The 20,698-nt window shown below is 63.8% G+C and carries 19 protein-coding genes; 15 read left to right on the forward strand and 4 right to left on the reverse strand.

The genetic code is table 11. The annotated features are described in order from the left end of the window. Window positions 1–73: 73 nt before the first annotated feature. Together BA190_RS01210 and BA190_RS01215 are read left to right on the forward strand one after the other, a co-directional pair. Window positions 74–1,099: a four-carbon acid sugar kinase family protein gene (locus tag BA190_RS01210; protein WP_068281580.1), complete on the forward strand. Its 1,026-nt coding sequence runs from the start codon at window positions 74–76 to the stop codon at window positions 1,097–1,099. Window positions 1,100–1,102: 3 nt separating this feature from the next. Next, the gene (locus tag BA190_RS01215; protein ID WP_068281581.1) at window positions 1,103–1,804 is read left to right on the forward strand and encodes a FadR/GntR family transcriptional regulator; all 702 of its coding nucleotides are present in this window, start codon (window positions 1,103–1,105) and stop codon (window positions 1,802–1,804) included. Between the two features lie 65 nt (window positions 1,805–1,869). Here the strand turns inward: BA190_RS01215 and BA190_RS01220 are convergent, their stop codons facing one another. Genes BA190_RS01220 through BA190_RS01230 form a run of 3 tightly spaced genes read right to left on the reverse strand, consistent with a single transcriptional unit; the run spans window position 1,870 to window position 5,141 of the window. Then, the gene (locus BA190_RS01220) at window positions 1,870–2,988 is read right to left on the reverse strand and encodes an iron-containing alcohol dehydrogenase (RefSeq protein WP_068281582.1); all 1,119 of its coding nucleotides are present in this window, start codon (window positions 2,986–2,988) and stop codon (window positions 1,870–1,872) included. 3 nt (window positions 2,989–2,991) lie between these two features. Next, on the reverse strand, window positions 2,992–3,948 hold the full coding sequence (gene pdxA / locus BA190_RS01225; protein ID WP_068281583.1) for a 4-hydroxythreonine-4-phosphate dehydrogenase PdxA: 957 nt from the start codon (window positions 3,946–3,948) through the stop codon (window positions 2,992–2,994). Continuing rightward, window positions 3,945–5,141 carry an exo-alpha-sialidase gene (locus BA190_RS01230; protein ID WP_068281584.1) on the reverse strand — a complete coding sequence of 399 codons (1,197 nt, stop codon included), beginning with the start codon at window positions 5,139–5,141 and terminating at the stop codon, window positions 3,945–3,947. Before BA190_RS01230 ends, pdxA begins: the two co-directional genes overlap by 4 nt. Window positions 5,142–5,382: 241 nt before the next feature. On the opposite strand from BA190_RS01230, the gene BA190_RS01235 reads away from it, so the two are divergent. From BA190_RS01235 to BA190_RS01255, 5 genes are all read left to right on the forward strand, one after another. Continuing rightward, window positions 5,383–6,873 carry an ABC transporter substrate-binding protein gene (locus tag BA190_RS01235; protein ID WP_371260279.1) on the forward strand — a complete coding sequence of 497 codons (1,491 nt, stop codon included), beginning with the start codon at window positions 5,383–5,385 and terminating at the stop codon, window positions 6,871–6,873. An 87-nt stretch (window positions 6,874–6,960) separates the two neighbouring features. Beyond that, window positions 6,961–7,875, forward strand: coding sequence for an ABC transporter permease (locus tag BA190_RS01240; protein ID WP_068281586.1), 915 nt, complete (start codon window positions 6,961–6,963; stop codon window positions 7,873–7,875). Between the two features lie 11 nt (window positions 7,876–7,886). Next, the gene (locus BA190_RS01245; protein WP_068281587.1) at window positions 7,887–8,810 is read left to right on the forward strand and encodes an ABC transporter permease; all 924 of its coding nucleotides are present in this window, start codon (window positions 7,887–7,889) and stop codon (window positions 8,808–8,810) included. Next, the gene (locus BA190_RS01250; protein WP_068281588.1) at window positions 8,803–10,422 is read left to right on the forward strand and encodes an ABC transporter ATP-binding protein; all 1,620 of its coding nucleotides are present in this window, start codon (window positions 8,803–8,805) and stop codon (window positions 10,420–10,422) included. Before BA190_RS01245 ends, BA190_RS01250 begins: the two co-directional genes overlap by 8 nt. Before the next feature lie 29 nt (window positions 10,423–10,451). Next, window positions 10,452–11,333, forward strand: coding sequence for a dihydrodipicolinate synthase family protein (locus tag BA190_RS01255; RefSeq protein ID WP_068281589.1), 882 nt, complete (start codon window positions 10,452–10,454; stop codon window positions 11,331–11,333). A 29-nt stretch (window positions 11,334–11,362) separates the two neighbouring features. On the opposite strand, the gene BA190_RS01260 is transcribed toward BA190_RS01255, so the two are convergent. Continuing rightward, entirely contained in the window at window positions 11,363–12,385 is a 1,023-nt protein-coding gene (locus BA190_RS01260; protein ID WP_068281590.1) for a LacI family DNA-binding transcriptional regulator, read from the reverse strand. Between the two features lie 273 nt (window positions 12,386–12,658). On the opposite strand from BA190_RS01260, the gene BA190_RS01265 reads away from it, so the two are divergent. From BA190_RS01265 to BA190_RS01300, 8 genes are all read left to right on the forward strand, one after another. Continuing rightward, window positions 12,659–13,750, forward strand: a complete 1,092-nt coding sequence (locus tag BA190_RS01265; RefSeq protein ID WP_068281591.1) for a Gfo/Idh/MocA family protein — start codon at window positions 12,659–12,661, stop codon at window positions 13,748–13,750. Window positions 13,751–13,786: 36 nt separating this feature from the next. Then, complete coding sequence (locus tag BA190_RS01270; RefSeq protein WP_068281592.1) at window positions 13,787–14,701, forward strand: sugar phosphate isomerase/epimerase; 915 nt, start codon at window positions 13,787–13,789, stop codon at window positions 14,699–14,701. Window positions 14,702–14,719: 18 nt separating this feature from the next. Further along, window positions 14,720–15,658, forward strand: coding sequence for a substrate-binding domain-containing protein (locus tag BA190_RS01275; protein ID WP_068281593.1), 939 nt, complete (start codon window positions 14,720–14,722; stop codon window positions 15,656–15,658). A 54-nt stretch (window positions 15,659–15,712) separates the two neighbouring features. Next, window positions 15,713–16,717, forward strand: coding sequence for an ABC transporter permease (locus tag BA190_RS01280; RefSeq protein ID WP_082979366.1), 1,005 nt, complete (start codon window positions 15,713–15,715; stop codon window positions 16,715–16,717). Next, window positions 16,717–17,499: an ATP-binding cassette domain-containing protein gene (locus tag BA190_RS01285; RefSeq protein WP_068281595.1), complete on the forward strand. Its 783-nt coding sequence runs from the start codon at window positions 16,717–16,719 to the stop codon at window positions 17,497–17,499. Before BA190_RS01280 ends, BA190_RS01285 begins: the two co-directional genes overlap by 1 nt. A 2-nt stretch (window positions 17,500–17,501) precedes the next feature. Then, entirely contained in the window at window positions 17,502–18,683 is a 1,182-nt protein-coding gene (locus BA190_RS01290; protein WP_068281596.1) for an aldose 1-epimerase family protein, read from the forward strand. A 64-nt stretch (window positions 18,684–18,747) separates the two neighbouring features. Then, the gene (locus BA190_RS01295) at window positions 18,748–19,845 is read left to right on the forward strand and encodes a fatty acid desaturase family protein (protein WP_371260280.1); all 1,098 of its coding nucleotides are present in this window, start codon (window positions 18,748–18,750) and stop codon (window positions 19,843–19,845) included. Window positions 19,846–19,855: 10 nt separating this feature from the next. Then, window positions 19,856–20,656, forward strand: a complete 801-nt coding sequence (locus tag BA190_RS01300) for a 3-methyl-2-oxobutanoate hydroxymethyltransferase (protein ID WP_068281597.1) — start codon at window positions 19,856–19,858, stop codon at window positions 20,654–20,656. Window positions 20,657–20,698 lie beyond the last annotated feature (42 nt).

The following is a 20,698-nucleotide window of genomic DNA, read 5'->3' on the forward strand; positions in this document are numbered from 1 at the left end:
ATATTTTTACAAAAAACATTGACATTTCAACGATAAATAGAGAACAAAAGATAACAACAATTTGAGAAACGCGATGTTGGCCATTCTTGCCGACGATTTGACAGGAGCACTGGACACCGCCGCGCCTTTCGCGGCGCGGGGCATGCATGCGCAGGTGGCATTGACGATCGATGCCATTGAGGAAGCTGTCCGGGAAGGGCCGGACGTCGTTTCGATCAATCTCGGCTCCCGCGAACTGACCGCCGAAAGGGCACGGCGCCTGACCATCGCGGCCTTGGCCGCCTTGCCAACCGGGATCCGCCTGTTCAAGAAGGTGGATTCGCGCCTCAAGGGGCATATCGCCGCCGAGCTCGACGCCCTGCCCTTTCGCGCTGCACTGGCGGCCCCGGCGATTCCCGATTTCGGGCGGGTGGTCAAGGCCGGCCATGTGCACGGGTTCGGCGTGGACGCGCCGATCTCCCTTGCCGAGGCGCTGGGCCCGCATGCAACGCGTGCCACAATTCCGGATATTTCGGATCAGGACGAGATGCGCGCCTGGCTCGCCCGATCGGAAGAGGCTGGCGTCGATCTGCTGATCGGCGCGCGAGGCCTGGCGGAAGCGCTTGCCGAACGCCTCAGCGGACGCGCCACCGGAAGCATGGTCGAGATTGCGGATGGCCCCGCCCTTTTCGTGATTGGATCTCGCGATCCGATCACCCTCGCCCAGGTCGATGCGCTCAAGGCTTCCTTCGATCCACATTATTTGCCGGCGCTCAATGGCCGCCTGGCAGAGGCCATCGCCGATGGCAACGCCATCACCCTCGTACAGGCGGTGCCGGGCGAGGAGCCCGCGACCTCGCAGGAGGTCTCTCATGCCCTTGCGCAGAGCGTGTTTTCGGGCCTTGCGAGGGCATCGACACTGCTGCTGTCGGGCGGAGAAACGGCACAGGCCGTGCTGGAAAAAATGGAAATCAGGCGGTTTCGGCTCCTGGGCGAATGCCTGCCGGGACTGGGCTTGGCCCACGCCCAAGGCCATTGCATCATTGCAAAATCGGGAGGGTTCGGGCAGCCGGATGCGCTGAGCAGGATCGCCGGCCAGATCCTCCGCAGGACGGGATGACAGATGGGTTTGCAAAACGGAACAGCGCGCAGGAGCCTCGGCGATCTCGTCTTCGAGCGCATGCATCGTGCCATCAAGTCCGGTGCCTACAAGCCGGATGAGCGCCTGCCGACCGAGCATGACCTGGCCATCGAATTCGAGGTCTCGCGTCCGGTCATCCGCGAGGCGCTGCGCCGGCTTCGCGAGCAGGGCTTCATCTATTCGCGGCGAGGGGCAGGCAGCTTCGTGCGCGCGCTCGGCATGCGGGAGCCGCTCGGCTTCGGACAGCTGGAAAACGTCGCCGACCTGCTGAACTGCTACGAGTTCAGGCTGACGGTAGAGCCGGCAGCGGCGGCGGCGGCGGCGGAGCGCCACGACGCCGCCAATCTGGCCGCCATTCGCCAGGCCCTGGAACTCATGCGCGATGCCACCAACCGGCAATCCCACCGGGAAGATGCGGATTTCCAGTTCCATCTCGCCATCGCGCGAGCAGCCCAGAACAGCTATTTCTTCACCGCCATGGAAGCCCTGAAGGACCACATCGCCGTCGGCATGCGCTTTCATGGCGCTTCGGTCAAACGCGAGGCGACCGGTCTCACACGGGTGTTTGCGGAACATGAGGCCATCGCCAAGGCCATCGCCACTCGCGATGGAGTGAAGGCGAAACAGCTCATGCATGACCACCTTACCGGGTCCCGCGATCGTCTGTTCCAGGCGAGCAAGTAAACCGCTCAAATGCAAAACCCCGGCTCTGCCGGGGTTTTGCAATCAGGCGCGATACAACAGCCGACCTAAAGGGCCGCGCGGTAGATTCCGAGCACATCATCGACATTCATGTCGATCGGATTGTTGTCCATCAGGCGACGATTGGCATGTGCCTCGCTCGCATAGAGCGTAAGGTCGTCCTTCTTGGCGCCATGGGCGGCAAGCGACATCTCGATGCCGAGGCCTCGGCAGAATTCATGGGCAGCCTTGACCAGTTCGGCGCTGGAAAGACCCTGTCCAAATCCCAGCGCATGCGCCACCTCGGCCGTCTTGCCCGCAACCGCCGGCTGGTTGAAGGCCAGCACGTGCGGAAAGATGATCGCATTCGCCAACCCATGCGGCAGGCCGAGCCGCGTACCGAGCGGATAGGCGATGGCGTGGCCGGCAGCGGTGTTCACCGGCCCCAGGCAGATACCGCCATAGTAGGAGCCGAGCATCAGCCCTTCGCGCGCCTCGGTATCGGTGCCGTCCCGGACGGCACGCGCGAGATATTTGCCGACGAGCCCAAAGCCCATGCGGGCAAACCCATCGATCATCGGATGAGCGCGACGGTTGGTGAAGGCTTCGACGCAATGCGCCATGGCGTCGATGCCGGTTGCTGCCGTCACCGCCGGCGGCACGGAATAGGTCAGCTCCGGATCCAGCACGGCGAGATCGGCGATCATATGCGGGCTTTCGACCGCGATCTTGTTGCCCCTGCCGGGATCGGTGATCAGGGAACGAATGCCTGCCTCCGAGCCGGTGCCGGCCGTGGTGGCGACCTGGGCAAGGCGCGTATGACGGCCCGCAACCCGGTTCGGCCCGGCGACGTCGGCGAGCGTCTGCGGTGAATCCCAGAGTACGGCCACGAGTTTGGCGACATCGAGAACCGAGCCGCCGCCCAGACCGACGATCAGGTCCGGCTCGCTGCGGCGCGCAGCTTCGAGCGCTGCATCCAATGTCTTCGTATCCGGCTCACCGGGAATGGCATCGAACACGGTAACGCGGCCGGACAGCTTCAAACGATCGGCAAAGCCCGCCGTAACAGGCGTCGCGACCACCAGGACCGACCTGGCATCGCCGGCCCAGTTACCGACCTCAGCGGCCGTACCGGCGCCCACGGCAAGGCGGCGGGGCTGATGGAGAGTGATAGGAGCGATGGTCATGCGTCATCCCCGCCTGGCCGCGCCGGACACCAGCTTGCGGGCGTAGGCAATGGCCGAAATCATGTTGCCGTGATTGGCAATGCCTTTGCCGGCAATGTCGAAGGCCGTGCCATGATCGACCGACGTGCGGTCGATCGGCAGTTCCACCGAAACGTTCACAGCCGTGTCGAAGGCGACGAGCTTGACCGGAATGTGCCCCTGGTCGTGATACTGGGCGACGACCAGGTCGAACACGCCCGAATAGGCGCGGTGGAATACGGTGTCGGCGGAAATCGGACCATGGGCATCGATGCCTTCGTCACGCGCCGCCCTCACCGCCGGCGCGATCTGGTCGTCATCCTCTGTGCCGAACAGGCCGTTCTCCCCGCAATGAGGGTTGATGCCGGCCACCGCGATCTTGGGCGCGGCATAGCCGATGCGCCTGAGATGCGCGTCGCCGGCGCGGATGGTTGCCAGCACGCGCTCGGTGGTCGAACGGCGGATCGCCTCCTGCAAGGAGACATGGGTCGAGACGTGAATGACCTTCAGACGCTCGGAGGCCAGCAACATGTAGGCCGCCTTCGATCCGGTCAGGCTGCGCAGCATGCCGGTATGTCCATCATAATGATGGCCGGCGAGGTTCAGGGCCTCCTTGCTGATCGGCGCGGTGACGATGCAGCCGATCGCTCCGGCTTCGGCATCGCGCACCGCCTTCTCGATGAAGCGGAAGGCGGCGTCGCCGGCGACCGGGCTCAGTTTCCCCCAGGGTAGCGGCGCGCCCTCGACCGGCAGGTCCACGACATGGGCGGCGAGATCGACATCGAGGCCGAGGGCCGCCCGTGCGGCCTCCAGCGTGGCCAGGTTGCCGTAGATGCGGATCGTCTCGCGCTCCTGGGGCGACATGCCGGCGAGCGCGCGGATCGAAATTTCGGGGCCGACGCCGCAGGGGTCGCCCATGGTTATGCCGATGATATTGCTCATGAAGGACTCCGAACGGCAGCCTTGTCCCAGCCCGAAGCCAGCCGGACATATTTGATGGCACGCCGATGATAGGTGTAGGCCAGATGCATGGTACCGTCAGGTTCCGCCAACAGCCAGGGATAGGACATCTCCTTGTTGCGGCCGTCGGTCGAGTCGTTGGAAAGGCAGGTGCCGGGGCCATCCTCGACGACAAGGCGAACCGGGAAGGTTTCACCGCCGTCGTCCGACAGGCACAGGCAGACCGGTGCCCGCGGCACGCCCCAGATGGGCGTGCAGCCGCCGGCCGGATCCGCATCGGGACGGTGGTCGTCCTCGCCGAGTTCGTCATAGAGCGAGGCACGCCGGTCCGTCGACTGCGCCGCGCTCACGGGATTGCAGATCATCGCTACCCTGCCATCGGCGAGACACATCGCAGCGATGGAGGAATTGTTGTTCGGCACGTCGGTCGCCTGCGGCACGGACCAGGACCTGCCTCCGTCCATGCTCCGGGTCCTGAAGACCCAATCCGCCTGGCGCCGACGGAAGAAAGCGGCAAGACGGTCCTCGCCCAGCCGGACCGGCGACATGTGCACGCAGCCGATCGACTGGTCCAGGTCTTCGAGCCGCCAGGTCCTGCCCCCGTCGAGGCTGATGCCGACGGCGGCCGTGTCATGGCTGCCGTTCCATTTCTGGCCCGGCCGCTGGATGCAACGAAAGATGGGCAACAGCCAGGCCCCGTCATCGCGCACCGTCACCGGCGCCCGAACGAAACAGCCACGCGGCAAATCGAGATAGCCTCCCTCCCCGGCCGTCAGCGTCAGCGGCTGCGCGACATCGCGGTGGATCTCGGCCATGCGGATCCTGCATTCATCCTGGTTGCCGGAAGGCTGGGAGGTATGGAAGAGCCACAGCTTGCCGTCCGGAGCCGTGAAGAGCACGGGATTTTGCTCCGAATGCGCAGGATCGAAACTCAGCCGTTGCGGCGGGCCCCAGCACGACGCCCCTTTCGGCAACACGCTGGCGAAGATCGAAATATCGGACTTGCCTTCCAGCGTGCCGCCGAACCAGGCGCATAGCAGGGCGCCATCGTGGAGCAGGTGCAGATAGGCCGCATGATTCTGGATCATGGGCGAAGGCAGCAAAGCCTCCTGACGCCCCGGCGATATGCTTTGGAGCCGGCCATTCATGTTCCGGGCTATTTCCTCGGGGTCCATTCGTTCTCTCCCATATGAGGCCAGCATCGCCAAAAACATAAAGTTGTCAAGTTTTTGTATGTTATACAAATTCTTATTTTGTAGAGATTTTTCATATAAATCGTTGATTTTAAAAACAAAAATTTTTGACGATACCCGCAATAGAGTTTACATTATGAAATAAATTGACAAATTTTCAGGAAAGGGCGATGGTTTGGGCAACCGGCGAAAGGACGTCGGAGGGAGGACTGCCGTGAAGAAAATGCTTGTCTTGGGGGCGCTGATGCTGGGCTCGGCCCTCTCACCCGCTTTCGCCGGATCCGGACCCATCAAGATCGTACTGGCCGAGGAGGCGGATCTGCTCGAGCCCTGCATGGCAACCCGCTCCAATATCGGGCGCGTCATCATGCAGAACGTGAGCGAGACGCTCACCGAGCTCGACCTTCGCAACCACAAGGGCCTGATGCCGCGCCTCGCCGAAAAATGGGAGCAGAACGCCGATGGCAGCTGGCGCTTTCATCTGCGCCATGGCGTCAAATTCTCCGACGGCACGACCTTCGATGCCAAGGACGTCAAGCACAGCTTCGATCGCATCATGAGCGACAAGAACGCCTGTGAATCGCGTCGCTACTTCGGTGGCATGACGGTGACCCCCGCCATCGTCGACGACTACACCATCGACTTCAAGGCCGATCCTGCCCAGCCGATCCTGCCGCTGCTGATGTCTCTCGTCACCATCGTGCCCGAGGAGACGCCGCTCGAATTCGTGCGCGAGCCGGTCGGCACGGGTCCCTATAAATTGACCAACTGGACGCCAGGGCAGCAGATCGTCCTCACCAGCCGCGACGACTATTGGGGCACGAAACCGGAAGTGACGCAGGCGACCTATCTGTTCCGCGCCGATCCCTCCGTTCGTGCCGCCATGGTCCAGACCGGCGAAGCGGATCTGTCGCCGTCGATCTCGCAGCTCGACGCCACCAATGCGGCAACCGATTTCTCCTATCTCGACAGCGAAACGGTCTATCTGCGCATCGACCACAACATCCCGCCGCTGAACGATGTCCGCATTCGCCGCGCCCTCAATCTGGCCATCGACCGCCAGGCCTTCCTCGGCACGCTGGTTCCCAAGGATGCCCTGCTCGCCACCGCGATCGTTCCCCCGCCGACGCTCGGCTGGAATCCGAACGTCAAGGTCTTCCCTTACGACCCCGATGGCGCCAAGAAATTGCTGGCGGAGGCCAAGGCCGATGGCGTCAACCTCGACACGCCGATCACCATCATCGCCCGCACCGCGAATTTTCCCAATGTCACCGAGATCATGGAGGCCATCCAGGCGCAATTGCAGGATGTCGGTTTCAAGGTCGACCTGAAGTTCGTCGAGGTCGCCGAGCACGAACAATATTACTCCAAGCCCTTCAAGGAAGGCCGCGGGCCCCAGATCGTCGCCGCCATGCACGACAATGCCAAAGGCGACCCTTCCTTCTCGATGTTCTTCAAATACGCGACCAACGGCACCCAATCCGGCTTTTCCGATCCGAAGGTCGACGACATGATCAAGCAGGCTTCCGCCGCGGTCGGCGACGAGCGGGCCAAGCTATGGTCGCAGCTGTTCGCCTATCTGCATGACGACGTCGTCGCCGACGTGCTGCTGTTCCACATGGTCGGCTTTTCGCGCGTCTCCGAGCGCCTGGACTACAAGCCGACCATGGCGACAAACTCCATGCTCCAGCTCTCCGAGATCAAGATCAAGTAGACTTGTCCGCTCGAACGACAGGCTTGCCGGTCGCAACAGCCATCGAGGCGGTGGGTCATCCTCACCGCCTGCCTCCTTGAGGACGCCATGCTGAGCTTCATTCGAAAACGCGCCATGGCCAGTCTGATCTCTCTGGTCGGACTGATCGTCATTGTCTTCTTCCTGTCGCGTCTGACCGGCGACCCGGCCGCCCTGTTCCTTCCGGTCGAGGCCTCGGCTGAAATGAAGGAGCAGTTCCGCCAGCTGCACGGATTGAACGATCCTCTGCTGGTCCAGTTCCTGCGCTATGTCGGGGACGTGGCGGTCGGCGATTTCGGCGAGTCCCTGCGCAAGGCCCGCCCCGCCCTCGACGTCGTGCTCGAAGCCTTCGTGTGGACCCTCTGGCTGGCTGCCATCACGATGACGCTCGTCACCAGCGCCGCCATCGTCGTGGGGTCGCTTGCCGCCTTCCGTGTCGGCGGCTTCTTCGACCGGCTCTCCTCCCTCATTTCGCTGCTCGGTGCCTCGGTGCCCGATTTCTGGATCGCGATCGTGGCGATCGTCGTGTTTTCGGTAAAGCTGTCCTGGCTGCCGACCTCGGGCACGGGTTCCCTCCTGCACTGGATCCTGCCGATCTGCGTGCTGTTCATCCGCCCCTTCGGCATCATCGTGCAAGTGGTACGCGGATCGATGATCAGCGCCCTCTCCTCGGCCTATGTGAAGACCGCCCGCGCCAAGGGCGTCAAATCGGGGCCGATCATCTTCATCCATGCCCTGCGCAATGCCATGCTCCCGGTCATCACCGTGATCGGCGACCAGGCCGCGAGCCTGCTCAACGGTGCCGTCATCGTCGAGACCATTTTCGGCTTCCCGGGTATCGGCAAGCTGATGATCGATTCCATTCTGCAGCGTGACTTCAACGTCGTGCTGGCGGCGATCCTCGTCACGGCTCTGGCGATCTTCCTCATGAATCTGCTGATCGACTTTGCCTATGCGCTGCTCGATCCGCGGATCCGTCACTGAGGACAGCCGCCATGACCCACCCCACGGCCGATACCACGATCGCCGCCGAGCCCTCCTTCCTGACGCGCATGGCCCGCATGCTGCTGGCCGACAAATTTGCCCTTTGCGCCGCTATCGTGCTGCTCCTGTTCGTGGTCCTCGCCGTCATAGGACCGAGCTGGCTCGGCGAGCTGGCGACCAAGCAGAACCTTCGCGGGCGCAACGCGGCCCCCTTCGACTGGGAACGCGGCTGGGTATGGTGGATGGGTGCAGACGCACTCGGCCGCCCCCTGCTCGCACGCATCGTCGTCGCCACGCGCAACACGCTGTTGGTGGCCGCCGGCGCAGTCGCCCTGTCGGCCGGCGTCGGCACCCTGCTCGGGCTTGTGGCCGGCTTTTCTTCCCCGCGCGTCAACCAGGTGATCATGCGGCTCGCGGACGTCATCATGTCCTTCCCGTCGCTGCTGATCGCCGTGATCGTGCTCTATATCCTGGGGCCATCGATCCTGAACCTGATGCTGGTGCTGGCAATCACACGCATCCCGGTCTACCTCAGAACCACGAGGGCCGAGGTGCTCGAGATCCGCGAACGCATGTTCGTACAGGCTGCCAGGGTGATGGGAGCGTCCAGGACGCGCATCCTCTTCCGACATATCCTGCCCGTCGTCCTGCCGACGCTGACCACGCTCGCCACGCTGGACTTTGCCTATGTCATGCTGGCCGAGAGTGCCTTGTCTTTCCTCGGCATCGGCATTCAGCCGCCCGAGATCACCTGGGGCCTGATGATCTCGCAGGGCCGGCAATATCTCACCAATGCCTGGTGGCTGTCCTTCTGGCCCGGTCTTGCGATCATAGTGACGACCCTGTCGCTGAACCTTTTGTCGAACTGGCTGCGCATCGCGCTCGATCCGACGCAACGCTGGCGCCTGGAAATGAAGGCACCCAAGCATGGCTGATCATCTCCTGGACGTTCGCGACCTCTCCGTCGAGTTCCATACCGGGATGGGCGTGGTCAAGGCGGTCCGCAACGTCTCCTACCATCTCGACCGTGGCGAAACGCTGGCGATCCTCGGCGAGAGCGGGTCGGGCAAGTCGGTCTCGTCATCCGCCATCATGAACCTGATCGACATGCCGCCGGGACGCATAGCCTCGGGCGAAATCCTGCTCGATGGCGTCGATCTCCTGAAGATGTCCGCACGTGAAAGGCGCGAGGTGAACGGGCGCCGCGTCGCCATGATCTTCCAGGATCCGCTCAGCCACCTCAACCCGGTCTACACGGTCGGTTGGCAGATCCGCGAGGCCCTCACCACCCATGGCACCGACGCGGCCGCGGCCCGGGCCGAGACGCTGCGCCTGCTGACGCGGGTCGGCATCCCCGATCCCGAGTTCTCGCTCGGCAAATACCCGCATGAATTCTCGGGTGGCCAACGCCAGCGCGTGATGATTGCCATGTCGCTCGCGCTTCGACCGGACCTTCTGATCGCCGACGAGCCGACCACCGCGCTCGACGTCACGGTCCAGGCGGAAGTCCTCGCCCTGCTGAAGGAATTGCAGCGGGAAACCGGCATGGCCATCCTCATCATCACGCATGATCTCGGCGTCGTCGCCGAAATCGCCGACCGGGTCGTGGTGATGGAAAAAGGCGAACTGGTCGAGGCAGGAACCGTCAGTCAAGTCTACAAGAATCCCCAGCACCCCTACACCCGGAAACTCATCGCCGCGGCCCCCGGCAAAGGCCAGATGCACGAACCGGCCACCCGTGCCGAACCCGTGCTGTCGGTGCGCGACGTGCGCAAGCGCTATGGCGCCTTCGAGGCCCTGAAAGGTGTTTCCTTCGATCTCATGCCGGGCGAGACGATGGCCGTCGTCGGCGAGAGCGGCTCGGGCAAGTCCACGCTCGCCCGCATATTGCTGCGCCTCGACGAACCCGACAGCGGCAGCGCGCTGTGGAAGGGACGCGATCTTTTCACCATGCCGCCGGCCGAGCTCTACAGGCTGCGCCGCGACCTGCAGATGGTGTTCCAGGACCCCACCCAGTCACTCAATTCGCGCATGACCGCATACCAGCTCATTTCCGAGGCATGGGCCATCCATCCCGACATCCTGCCCAAGGCGAGATGGCGCGAGCGCGTGGCCGAACTCCTGATGCAGGTGGGGCTCGGCCCCGAACATATGGGCCGCTATCCGCACCAGTTCTCCGGTGGCCAACGCCAGCGCATCGCCATCGCCAGGGCCCTCGCGCTCGAACCCCAGCTCATCATCTGCGACGAGGCCGTGTCGGCGCTCGACGTCTCGGTGCAGGCCCAGGTCATCGCGCTGCTCGACAGGCTGCGCCAGCAGCTGGGGATCGCCTTCATCTTCATAGCCCACGACCTGCCGGTGGTGCGCGACTTTGCCGACCACGTCATGGTCATGCAAAAGGGCAGCATCGTGGAGCTCGGCACGGTGCGCGAGGTGTTCGAAGCCCCGCGCCAGGACTATACCCGCGCCCTTCTTGCAGCGGCGCTCGATCCCGATCCGGATACCCAGGCCGCCCATCGCGCCGCCCGTCTGCGGACAGCCTCCTGAAGAGCCGGCCCCATTCCAAGGAAGATCCCATGTCCAGACAAGCCTTCGTGGCCCTCGTAACCTGCTTCAATGAGGACGAAACCATCAACTACAAGGCGACGCGCGCCCAGGTGCGCCGCCAGGTCGAGGCCGGCAACAACATCATGTGCGCCGGCACCAATGGCGATTTCACGGCGCTCACCTTCGAGGAAAAGGTCCGGTTGACCGAAGAAGTGGTCGACGAGGTCGGCCGCCGCACCAGGGTGATCGTCAATGCCGGCATGCCGGCGACCTTCGAGACGATGAAGCTGGCGCGCGAGTTCGACCGCATCGGCGTCGATGGCATTGCCGTGATCACGCCCTTCTTCATCGCCTGCACGCAGGACGGTCTCGTCCGCCATTTCTCGACCGTCGCCGATGCGGTGCGGACGCCGGTCTACCTCTACGACATTCCTGCACGCACGCAGAACCACATCGAACCCCAGACCGCTCGGACCCTGGCCAACCACGGCAATATTGCCGGCATCAAGGATTCGGGAGGCGCGAAGGAGACGCTCGAGGCCTACCTTCAGGTTTCCAAGGAAGTTGATGGATTCCAAGTCTATTCCGGGCCGGATCACCTGGTGCTGTGGGCACTCCAGAACGGGGCAGCCGGCTGCATATCTGGCCTGGGCAATGCGATGCCGCATGTCCTGGCCGGCATTCTGAGCGCCTTCAACGCCGGCAATGTCGCCGAGGCCGAAAGGCAACAGGGTGTTTTCGCCGCTTTTCGCACCGACCTCTACGCACTCGGATTTGCCCCCGCCATGGTCAAGCGCGCCCTCTATCTGCAGGACGCGTCCGTTGGCGCTAGCCGCCAGCCGGCATTGCTGCCCAGCGACGGGCAGGATGCTCGGATCGCCACCCTCCTGCGCCAATATGGCCTGCTCTGACCTGACCGCCTTCCGGGCGGCTGCGCCTCTCAGACCTCTGGAATATTTTCCTTGAACACCACCTGCAGACGCGGCGGATGGGCAATGATCGGCTGATCCCGCAAGGAATGGATGAGCGTATTCAGCGCTTCGCGCGCCTCCACCCGCGGATTCTGGTCGATGACCGCATCGAGCGTGCCGTCGAGCAGCAAGGGTTTGGTATCCTCCGTCACCTCATGGCCGACGAAGACGACCGAGTTCGCCCGGCCGCATTCTTTCAGGGCGCGGGCGATGCCGGGGATGCCGGCCCCGATATTGTAGATGGCGGCAATGTCCGGATGGTGTTGCAGCAGGGCCTTGGTTTCCGCATAGGCACGTTCGTTGTCGTCGCCCATTTCGCGAAGCTCCACGATGTGCAGCCCGGGATTCTCCTCGGCGAGGATGTGGCGAAAGCCCATCTCGCGCTCCTCATGGCCGCGATAGGACAGGGATCCGGCCAGCAGCCCCACCTTGCCCGTCCTGCCGACGCCCATGAAGCGGCCGGCGAGATAGCCCGCCAGGCGGCCCGCCGCCCGGTTGTCGATACCGACATAGGCCACGCGCGGCACAGATTGGATGTCGGAGACGATCGTCACGATCTTGATGCCGGTGGCCGCCAGCGACCGGATCGCCTCGCGCACGGTGGGATGATCCAGCGCGATGACCCCCACGCCGTTGGTTACGCCCTGCAGATCGTAGAGCGCCCGAGCGAGCCTCTCCGGTGTGAAGTCGTCGACGGTGTGGATCCGCGCGTCGACGCCGGCGCGATAGGCCGCCTGCTCTGCAATCTGTCCGCACAGCTTGCGCATGAAGGCGTTGGAATGGGAGGGCAGCACGAAATCGAGGCGCAGGCTGCGCCCGTTTCCCGCTTCCTGTGTCGCGCCGTCGTCGAGTGCGTAGCCAAGGCGCTGGGCGGTCTCGAGAATGATCTCGCGGGTGCGGCCGCGCACGCCGGGGCGCCCGTTCAGGACACGATCGACCGTCGCCGAGGAGAAACCGGCCTCTCGCGCAACGTCTGACAGGGTGGCACGCAATCTGGAACTCGCCTTCCGAATGCGGCATGAATGCCGCCTTTTGTGATTCTGATTGAAAATGATGGATTTTTTGCGAGCCAAGCGCAAGCGGCACTCGGGTTCGGGAAATTGCCGACAGCTATTTATCCACCTGTTTTACCTTGTATTTTCAGCAATTCCTTCAAAGCTTCCAGTTCGAATGATTTACAATGATTTTAAATGATGTTGACATCAAAAACCATCAACATCAATATCGCTGGAAAGGTCGGACAAACAGACCGTCGGGAGGATGCATTGAACGAACCCAGGCGTTTCGCACCGGATGCCCCCGTGCGCACCAGGCGCTACGCGATCGGCTGCATCGGCGCCGGCATGATCATGGCCGAATGCCATCTGGCGGCCTACAGGGAGGCAGGCTTCCCCGTCGTCGCCATCGCTTCCCGCACCAAGGCGAATGCCGAAAAGGTTGCCACCCGCTGGCAGATCCCGACCGTCCATGACACGCCCGAAGGGCTGATCGAGGACACCGACGTCGAGATCCTCGACCTTGCCTTTCCGCCGGACCAGCAACCGGCGCTCATCCGCCACGCCCTCAAGCAAAAGCACGTCAAGGCGATCCTTGCCCAAAAGCCGCTTGCCCTCTCCTTGTCGGAAGCCATCAAGCTGCGGGACGAAGCGCAGGCCGCCGGCAAGATCCTCTCCGTCAATCAGAACATGCGCTACGACCAGTCGATGCGCGTGCTCAAGCAGATCCTCGACGCAGGCGACCTCGGGCAGGTGGTGTTCGCCCAGATCGACATGCATGCGATCCCCCATTGGCAGCCCTTCCTGCGCAACTACGATCGGCTGACGCTCGCCAATATGAGCGTGCATCACCTCGACGTGCTGCGCTTCCTGTTCGGCGATCCCGATGAGATCACCACCCTCACCCGCAAGGACCCCCGCACCGCCTTCGACCATCGCGACGGCATCACGGTCTCGACCCTGCGTTTTCCCTCCGGGGTGCTGGCCTTGTCGCTCGAAGACGTCTGGTCGGGCCCGAGGCAGGAGGGCTATCGCGACGACCAGCACATCACCTGGCGGGTGGAGGGAACCGAAGGCGTGGCCAAGGGCAGCATCGGCTGGCCCACCGGCGCCCCGTCCACCTTCAGCTATGCCTCGGCCAAGGCCACGGGCGGCGAGTGGGTGACGCCGCAGTGGCAGACCATGTGGTTCCCGCACGCCTTCATCGGCGTGATGGAGCAGCTTCAGCACGCGGTGGAAACCGGGACCGCCCCGGCCCTTTCGGTGGCCGACAATGTCAGGACGATGGCGCTGGTGGAAGCGGGATACCGCTCCATCGAGGAAAGCCGGACCGTCAGGCTCAGCGAAATACCCATCCATTGAAAATCAAGAAATATCGATACGGGAAGGAAATCGACCATGATGCAGGCAGGTATCTTCACCGGCTATTTTCCCTATAGCCTGGAGGAAACGGCAAGGAAGATCCGTTCGCTCGACTTCAACACCGTGCAGCTCGACCTGCATTTCAAGGATGTCGATCTCTCCGCCGGCCAGATCACCAAGGACAAGGCGAAGAAGGTGCGCGATACCTTCCGCGACCACCACCTGCCGATCTGCTGCATCTCCGGCTACACCAACATCATCCATCCCGACAAAGCCGAGCGCGAGAAGCGCGTCGGCTATCTCAAGGAGATCATCCGCAACGCCCGCCATTTCGGCTCGCCCTATGTGATCTCCGAGACGGGAACCTTCAACACCGAATCCGACTGGGTGCATCACCCCAGGAACAAGACCGAGGAAGGCTTCGAGGAATGCCGCAAGGTGATCGCCGATCTCGCCCAGACGGCCTATGACCACGGCGCGGTCTTCCTGCTCGAAACCTATGTGAACAATGTCGTCGGCTCGGTCGAGGAAACCGTGCGCATGTTCGCCCAGGTCGACCATCCCGGCCTCGGCCTCTTGATGGATCCGACCAACTATTTCGAGACCCACAACATCGACCGCATGGACCAGATCCTCAACCAGGTCTTCGACACGCTCAGCGACAAGATCCGGATCGCCCATGCCAAGGACGTGAAGCGTTCGGGCGACGACAAGAGCGAAAAACACGCCGACATCGGCGACGCGGACGCCCTCGAAAGCCATACTTTCCGCGGTGTCGGCGAGATCGAACTGCCCGCCCCCGGCCTCGGCTCGCTGAATTACGATCTCTATTTGCAGCGCCTTTCCCAGAAGCACCCCAACATTCCGGTGATCATCGAGCATCTGTCCGAGGACGACGTGCCTCGCGCCAAGACATTCCTCGACGGCAAGTTCCGCGACAACGGCCTTTGAAGGGTGAGGGAGGCGAACATGGTGAAATTCGGCGTGAAACTGGCCGCCGCCGCGGCCTTGCTGGCCATGGCGATCACGGCGCCGCAGGCACAGGAGCAGCAGAAGACCTTCTATCTTCTCTCCCATGGCGGGCCGTCCGACGCGTTCTGGATCGACTGGAACGCCGGCGCCACCAAGGCCTGCGACCAGCTCAAGGTCACCTGCAAGATCTCCTTCAGCGGCGGCGACATGGCCGCCCAGAAGGAGGCCTTCAACTCCGCCATCGCCGCCAAGCCGGACGGCATAGCCACCACCTCCGCGCAGCCGGGGCTGTGGACGGAAGAGGTGAAGGCGGCCAAGGCGGCGGGCATCCCGATCATCTTCTACAACACCGATGACGTCGCCACCGGTCGCCAGGCCTATGTCGGCGCCGATCTCAAGGAGGCCGGCATCACCTGGGCCAAATATCTGGTCGACAAGAAACTGGTGAAGCAGGGCGACAAGGTCTTCCTGCCCGTCGAGGTGCCCGGCGCCAGCTACCAGCAGCTGGAGACGGCGGGCATCGCCAGCGTCTTCGAGCCACTCGGCATCAAATATGACGTGGTCGATTGCGGCACCGATCCGGCCGGCATCATCGCCAAGATGACGGACTACATGATCGCCAACAAGCCGCCGGCGATCATCGCCCTCGGCGATTCCGTGGCCGCCAGCGTCAAGCGGGTGTTCGAGGGTGCCGGCGTTTCGGCAGGCCAGATCCCTGTCGTGGGCTGGGGCAATTCCAAGGAAACCGCCGAGGCGGTCAAGGCGGGCTATGTCAACGCCGCCGCCTGGCAATACCCCTCCGCACAGGGCTTCATGCCCGTCGCCCTGCTCAACCTGGCCGCCTCGGGCCAGCCCATCGGCTACGACGTGCACACCTTCAGCCTCTACGACGCGGCCAGCGTCGAGCCGATCCTGAAGCTCTACGCCAGCAAGTAACCGAAGGGGCCGGCCTCGGCCGGCACCCTCCTTTTCGCAGCGAATGGGACCGTCATGGCTTTGGTCGTGGAAAACAGCACTCCCAGAAGGAACCTGCGGGCGAGCCTGCCGCGCTCGCCCCAGATGGCGTCGCTCGTCATCCTCGTCGTGGCCTTGGCGGGCTTCGCCGTGGCCGACGCCAATTTCCTCTCCCCGCTCAACATCACCAATATGATGGCGTTCCTGCCCGAGCTCGGCATCATCGCGCTCGGCATGACGCTGCTGCTCACGGCAGGCGAATTCGACCTTTCGGTCGGCGCCGTCTTCGCGCTGGCGCCGGTGCTGGTGATGCTGCTGGTGCAGCAGGGCGTGATGGATATCGGCCCGGCGCTGCTGGTCGGCCTCCTCCTCTGCGTCGCGATCGGCTGGGTCAATGGCGTGATCGTGACGAAGATCGGCATCTCCTCCTTCCTCGTCACCCTCTCCATGCTGCTGATCCTGCGCGGCGTGGCACTCTACATCACCCAGGGCTTCCCCTTGAAGTCGTGGGACCAGCCCGGCCCCCTCGTGACGCTGCTGGCCGGCAGCTTCCAGGCCGGAGCCTTCAAGCTCTACACCTCGCTGTGGTGGTTCATCGGCCTCACCGCCCTGTGCATCTATCTGCTAAACTATGCCAAGCTCGGCAACTGGATCAGCGCCATCGGCTCGAACCGCAATGCCGCGCTTGCCCGCGGCGTGCCGGCCGATGCCGTGAAGATCTGGCTGTTCATCCTGACCTCGGTGCTGGCCGGGCTCGCTGGCATGATCAGCGCCTTCCGCATCTCCGCCGCCTCCCCGGTGGCCGGTACCGGCTATGAGCTCGAGGTCATCGCCATGGTCGTGGTGGGCGGCACCGCCCTCACTGGCGGGCGCGGCACCATCTTCGGCACCGTGGTCGGCGTCCTCATGCTGCGCGCCATCCGCAACGGCATCGTGCTGATCGGCGTGCCGGGCCTGGCCTACAACATCTTCCTCGGCGGCATCATCCTGGTGATGCTGATCCTGCACGCCCTGCTGCAGAAGAATGGCGGGAGGCGCTGATGACGAGCGAAGTGCTGCGGCTCGAAAACCTGCAGAAATCCTTCGGCAGCGTGCAGGCCCTCAAGGGCGCCTCGCTGACACTGCGCGAAGGCGAGGTCGTCGCCCTGCTCGGCGACAACGGTGCCGGCAAGTCCACCCTGATCAAGGCAATCTCCGGCGTCCACCCGAGCGATGGCGGCGCCATCTATGTGCGCGGCGACAAGGCCTCCATCCGCTCGGCTCGCGATGCGATGGATCTCGGCATCGAGACGATCCATCAGGACACCTCCCTGGCGCCGGATCTGAGCATCGCACGCAACCTCTTCCTCGGCCGCGAGCCGGTGAAGCTCAGCTGGCTCGGCGTGTTCGCCCCCATCGACTTCGGCGAGTTGCGCCGGGTGGCGGCGGCCCTGCTCAAACGCGTCGGCATTTCCAAGAAGCTCGACGCCGATGCCCTGGTCTCGACGCTCTCCGGCGGCGAGCGCCAATCCATCGCCATTTCCCGCGCAATGCAGTTCGCCGCCAAGGTGATCATCCTCGACGAGCCGACCAACAATCTCGGCGTGGAGGAGACCCATGGCGTGTTGCGCTTCGTCAGGGACATGCGCGATGCCGGCCACAGCGTGCTGTTCATCACCCACAACATCCACCATGTCTTCGAAGTCTGCGACCGCCTCGTGGTGATGCGCCGCGGCGAGATCGTCGCGGAGAAGACGGTGGCGGAGACCGACCTCCTCACCGTGGAAGGCATCATCATGGGCGTCGACATCAAGGCGCTGCTCAAGGACGCGAAGGCGCATTGAGAATGGTCGAACTGTTCGGACGCCCCCTCACGCGCCGCCAGATTGGCGAACGCGCCGGCATGCTGTCGCAATTCGCCGGCGTGCGGCTGATGACATTGGGCGACGGCGTCGAGCGCGGTATCCGCATGCTGGAATTCCGCACCGGCACGGGCCTGCGTTTCACCGTGCTGGTCGACCGGGCTCTCGACATCGCCGATTGCGAGTATCGGGGGCAATCGATCGGCTGGCATTCCCCGACCGGCTTCCGGCATCCGGCCCTGCATGAGTATGAGGGGGAAAGCGGTCTTGCCTGGGCCCGTTCCTTCTCGGGCCTCCTGGTGACCTGCGGCCTCGACCATATCCTCGGGCCGGAGGAAACACCGGCCGACAGCTACAACTATCCGGGCAAGAAGAGCATCAAGCATTCGCTGCATGGCCGCATCGGCACCATCCCGGCCCGCCTGACCGGCTATGGCGAGAGCTGGAACGGCGAGCGCTGCGTGCTCTGGGCCGAGGGCATCGTGCAGCAATCGGCCGTGTTCGGCGAGGACCTGCATCTCCTGCGGCGCATCGAGGCCGATCTCGGCGGCAACGAGATCCGCATCAGCGACCGCGTGGTCAATCACGGCTTCCGTCGCACGCCGCACATGTATTTCTACCACATCAATATCGGCCATCCTGTGCTCGACGAGGGCTCGCGCTACCTCGCCCCCATCGAGGATGTCGCCTGGGCGGCCCATGACGGCGAGGCCTATCGCCGGCAGGCGGTCGGCTATCGCGTGGCCCCTGCCCCCCAGGCCGGCTTCCGCGAGCAGGTCTGGCAGCACAGGCTCGCCGCCAATGCCGCCGGCGAGCAGCCGGTGGCCCTCGTCAACGACCGCATCGGCCTGGGACTGATGGTGGTGACGCGACGGGACCAACTGCCCTGCCTCTATCAATGGCAGAACTTCCAGCCCGGCGAATATGTCCTCGGCATCGAGCCCTCGACGCATCACGTTCTCGGCGACCTCGCCGCGCGCGAGCGCGGCGAGATGATCTGGCTGGAGCATGGCGAGGAGCGCCGCTACGACGCGACCTTCAAGGTCCTCGATGGCGGCGACGAGATCGCGGCGGCGGAAAACCTCATCACCGGCATCGCCCGGCAGCCCCAGGAGGATTTCCCCCTGCCCTCCGGACTATTTCCGCACCTGGAGGGACGCTCGTGACGGGGGCGGCGCAGACAGGGAAGACGCGGGCTGAGGCCGCGGAAAACCACACGAAATGAACGGCATGGCCATGGCGACGATGCATAGGAAACGGGACTACAGCCTGGTCGGCGAAAGCACGCGCCAGGCCATCGAGACGGGACTGGCGTCGGCGGAGTGGTACCACACCGATATTCCCCGCAAGGTCATGAAGGAGCTGATGCAACGCTCCGACGGACCTGCGATCCGCGACACCGTCATCTGGATTGCCGCCATCCTCACCTCCGCGGCCGGCGGCATCTGGTTCTGGGGCAGTTGGTGGTGCCTGCCCTTCTTCTTCGTCTACGGCGTGCTCTACGGTTCCTCGAGCGACTCGCGCTGGCACGAATGCGGCCACGGCACCGCCTTTCGCACCCGCTGGATGAACGACGTGGTCTACCAGATCGCCAGCTTCATGCTGATGCGCAATCCCGTCACCTGGCGCTGGAGCCATGCCCGCCACCACACCGACACCATCATCGTCGGGCGGGATGCCGAGATCGCCGTGATGAGGCCGCCGGACCTGATCCGGCTGGTGCTGAACTTCGCGGGCATCATAGACGCCTGGTATTCGCTGATCGCCCTCGGCCGCAACGCGCTGGGGATCCTGACGCCCGACGAGCAGAGCTTCATTCCCGAGATGGAACGGCATAAGGCCGTGACGGCGGCACGCTGGCATATGGCGATCTATCTTGCCGCCATCGTCGCCGCGCTCGCCGCCTGGTCCTGGCTGCCGCTGATGCTGATCGGCCTGCCCCGCCTCTATGGCTGCTGGCACATGGTGATGACCGGGCTGCTCCAGCATATCGGCCTCGCCGACAATGTGACGGATCACCGGCTCAACACCCGCACCGTCTACATGAACCCGATCAGCCGCTTCATCTACTGGAACATGAACTACCATGTGGAGCACCACATGTTCCCGATGGTGCCCTATCATGCCCTGCCCAGGCTGCATGAACTGATCAAGCATGACCTGCCGGAGCCCAACCCTTCGATGTGGCATGCCTATCGCGAGGTGTTTCCGATCGTGCTGCGGCAGCTCCGCAACGAAGATTATTTCCTGCTGCGCGAACTGCCGTCCACCGCCCGGCCCTACCGCGCCGAATTCCATGAATTGGCCGTGGCCACGGCGGCCGAGTGAGAACCACGCAATGACCCGTACCAGACCCACGATTGCCGACCTGCGCGCCCTCAAGGGCAAGAGGCAGCTGACCATGCTCCGCGTCACCACGCTGGAGGAGGCCGAGGCGGCCGAGCGGGCCGGCGTCGACATCGTCTCCATCCCGCCCGAACTGATCCTCGACCCGCACTATCGCGATGCGGCCCCGAGCCTGTTCTCCATGCCGGGCGAGAATTTCTACGAGATCGGCACGGCCGACGACTTCGTGCGCTGGTCGTTCCGCATGATCAAGGCCGGCGCCGATGCCGTCTATTGCAGCGCCTCCTATGCCACGATCAAGCGCATGGCGGATGAGGCGGTTCCCGTCATCGGCCATGTCGGCCTGATCCCCTCGCGCAAGACCTGGACCGGCGGTTTCAAGGCCGTCGGCAAGACGGCCGACAGCGCCCTCCAGGTGTTCGAGGCCGTCAAGCAGCTCGAAGCGGCCGGCGCCTTCGGGGCAGAGATCGAGGTGGTGCCGGTGGAGGTCGCCGAGGCGATCTCGCAGCGCACCAGCCTCTTCATGCTGTCGATGGGCGCCGGCGCCGGTTGCGACGCGCAATATCTGTTCGCCGAGGATATCTTGGGCATGAACCGCGGCCACATGCCCAGGCATTCCAAGGTCTATCGCAATTTCGCCGCCGAATATGATCGCCTGCAGGCCGAGCGCATTGCAGCTTTCCGCGAATATGTGTCGGATGTGGAAAACAACGCCTATCCTCGGGAACAACACATCGTGCGTATGCCGCCGGACGAGCTGAAGGCCTTCATGGCGAAGCTGGACGCAGCCTGAAGCCGGGCCTTGATGGAGAAGTGCCCTGCATCAAGGCCCGGC

The organism is Labrys sp. WJW (assembly GCF_001676615.1).
In the GTDB taxonomy this organism is placed as follows: Bacteria; Pseudomonadota; Alphaproteobacteria; order Rhizobiales; family Labraceae; genus Labrys; species Labrys sedimenti.

What these genes read in the sequence shown, in the direction of transcription:
- BA190_RS01220 (WP_068281582.1), bottom strand. Translation starts at nt 2,988, where the DNA reads ATGACCATCGCTCCTATCACTCTCCATCAGCCCCGCCGCCTTGCCGTG.
- BA190_RS01255 (WP_068281589.1), top strand. Translation starts at nt 10,452, where the DNA reads ATGTCCAGACAAGCCTTCGTGGCCCTCGTAACCTGCTTCAATGAGGAC.
- BA190_RS01215 (WP_068281581.1), top strand. Translation starts at nt 1,103, where the DNA reads ATGGGTTTGCAAAACGGAACAGCGCGCAGGAGCCTCGGCGATCTCGTC.
- BA190_RS01245 (WP_068281587.1), top strand. Translation starts at nt 7,887, where the DNA reads ATGACCCACCCCACGGCCGATACCACGATCGCCGCCGAGCCCTCCTTC.
- BA190_RS01235 (WP_371260279.1), top strand. Translation starts at nt 5,383, where the DNA reads ATGCTTGTCTTGGGGGCGCTGATGCTGGGCTCGGCCCTCTCACCCGCT.
- BA190_RS01270 (WP_068281592.1), top strand. Translation starts at nt 13,787, where the DNA reads ATGATGCAGGCAGGTATCTTCACCGGCTATTTTCCCTATAGCCTGGAG.
- BA190_RS01280 (WP_082979366.1), top strand. Translation starts at nt 15,713, where the DNA reads ATGGCTTTGGTCGTGGAAAACAGCACTCCCAGAAGGAACCTGCGGGCG.
- BA190_RS01240 (WP_068281586.1), top strand. Translation starts at nt 6,961, where the DNA reads ATGCTGAGCTTCATTCGAAAACGCGCCATGGCCAGTCTGATCTCTCTG.
- BA190_RS01230 (WP_068281584.1), bottom strand. Translation starts at nt 5,141, where the DNA reads ATGGACCCCGAGGAAATAGCCCGGAACATGAATGGCCGGCTCCAAAGC.
- BA190_RS01295 (WP_371260280.1), top strand. Translation starts at nt 18,748, where the DNA reads ATGGCCATGGCGACGATGCATAGGAAACGGGACTACAGCCTGGTCGGC.
- BA190_RS01210 (WP_068281580.1), top strand. Translation starts at nt 74, where the DNA reads ATGTTGGCCATTCTTGCCGACGATTTGACAGGAGCACTGGACACCGCC.
- pdxA (WP_068281583.1), bottom strand. Translation starts at nt 3,948, where the DNA reads ATGAGCAATATCATCGGCATAACCATGGGCGACCCCTGCGGCGTCGGC.
- BA190_RS01275 (WP_068281593.1), top strand. Translation starts at nt 14,720, where the DNA reads ATGGTGAAATTCGGCGTGAAACTGGCCGCCGCCGCGGCCTTGCTGGCC.
- BA190_RS01285 (WP_068281595.1), top strand. Translation starts at nt 16,717, where the DNA reads ATGACGAGCGAAGTGCTGCGGCTCGAAAACCTGCAGAAATCCTTCGGC.
- BA190_RS01300 (WP_068281597.1), top strand. Translation starts at nt 19,856, where the DNA reads ATGACCCGTACCAGACCCACGATTGCCGACCTGCGCGCCCTCAAGGGC.
- BA190_RS01290 (WP_068281596.1), top strand. Translation starts at nt 17,502, where the DNA reads ATGGTCGAACTGTTCGGACGCCCCCTCACGCGCCGCCAGATTGGCGAA.
- BA190_RS01250 (WP_068281588.1), top strand. Translation starts at nt 8,803, where the DNA reads ATGGCTGATCATCTCCTGGACGTTCGCGACCTCTCCGTCGAGTTCCAT.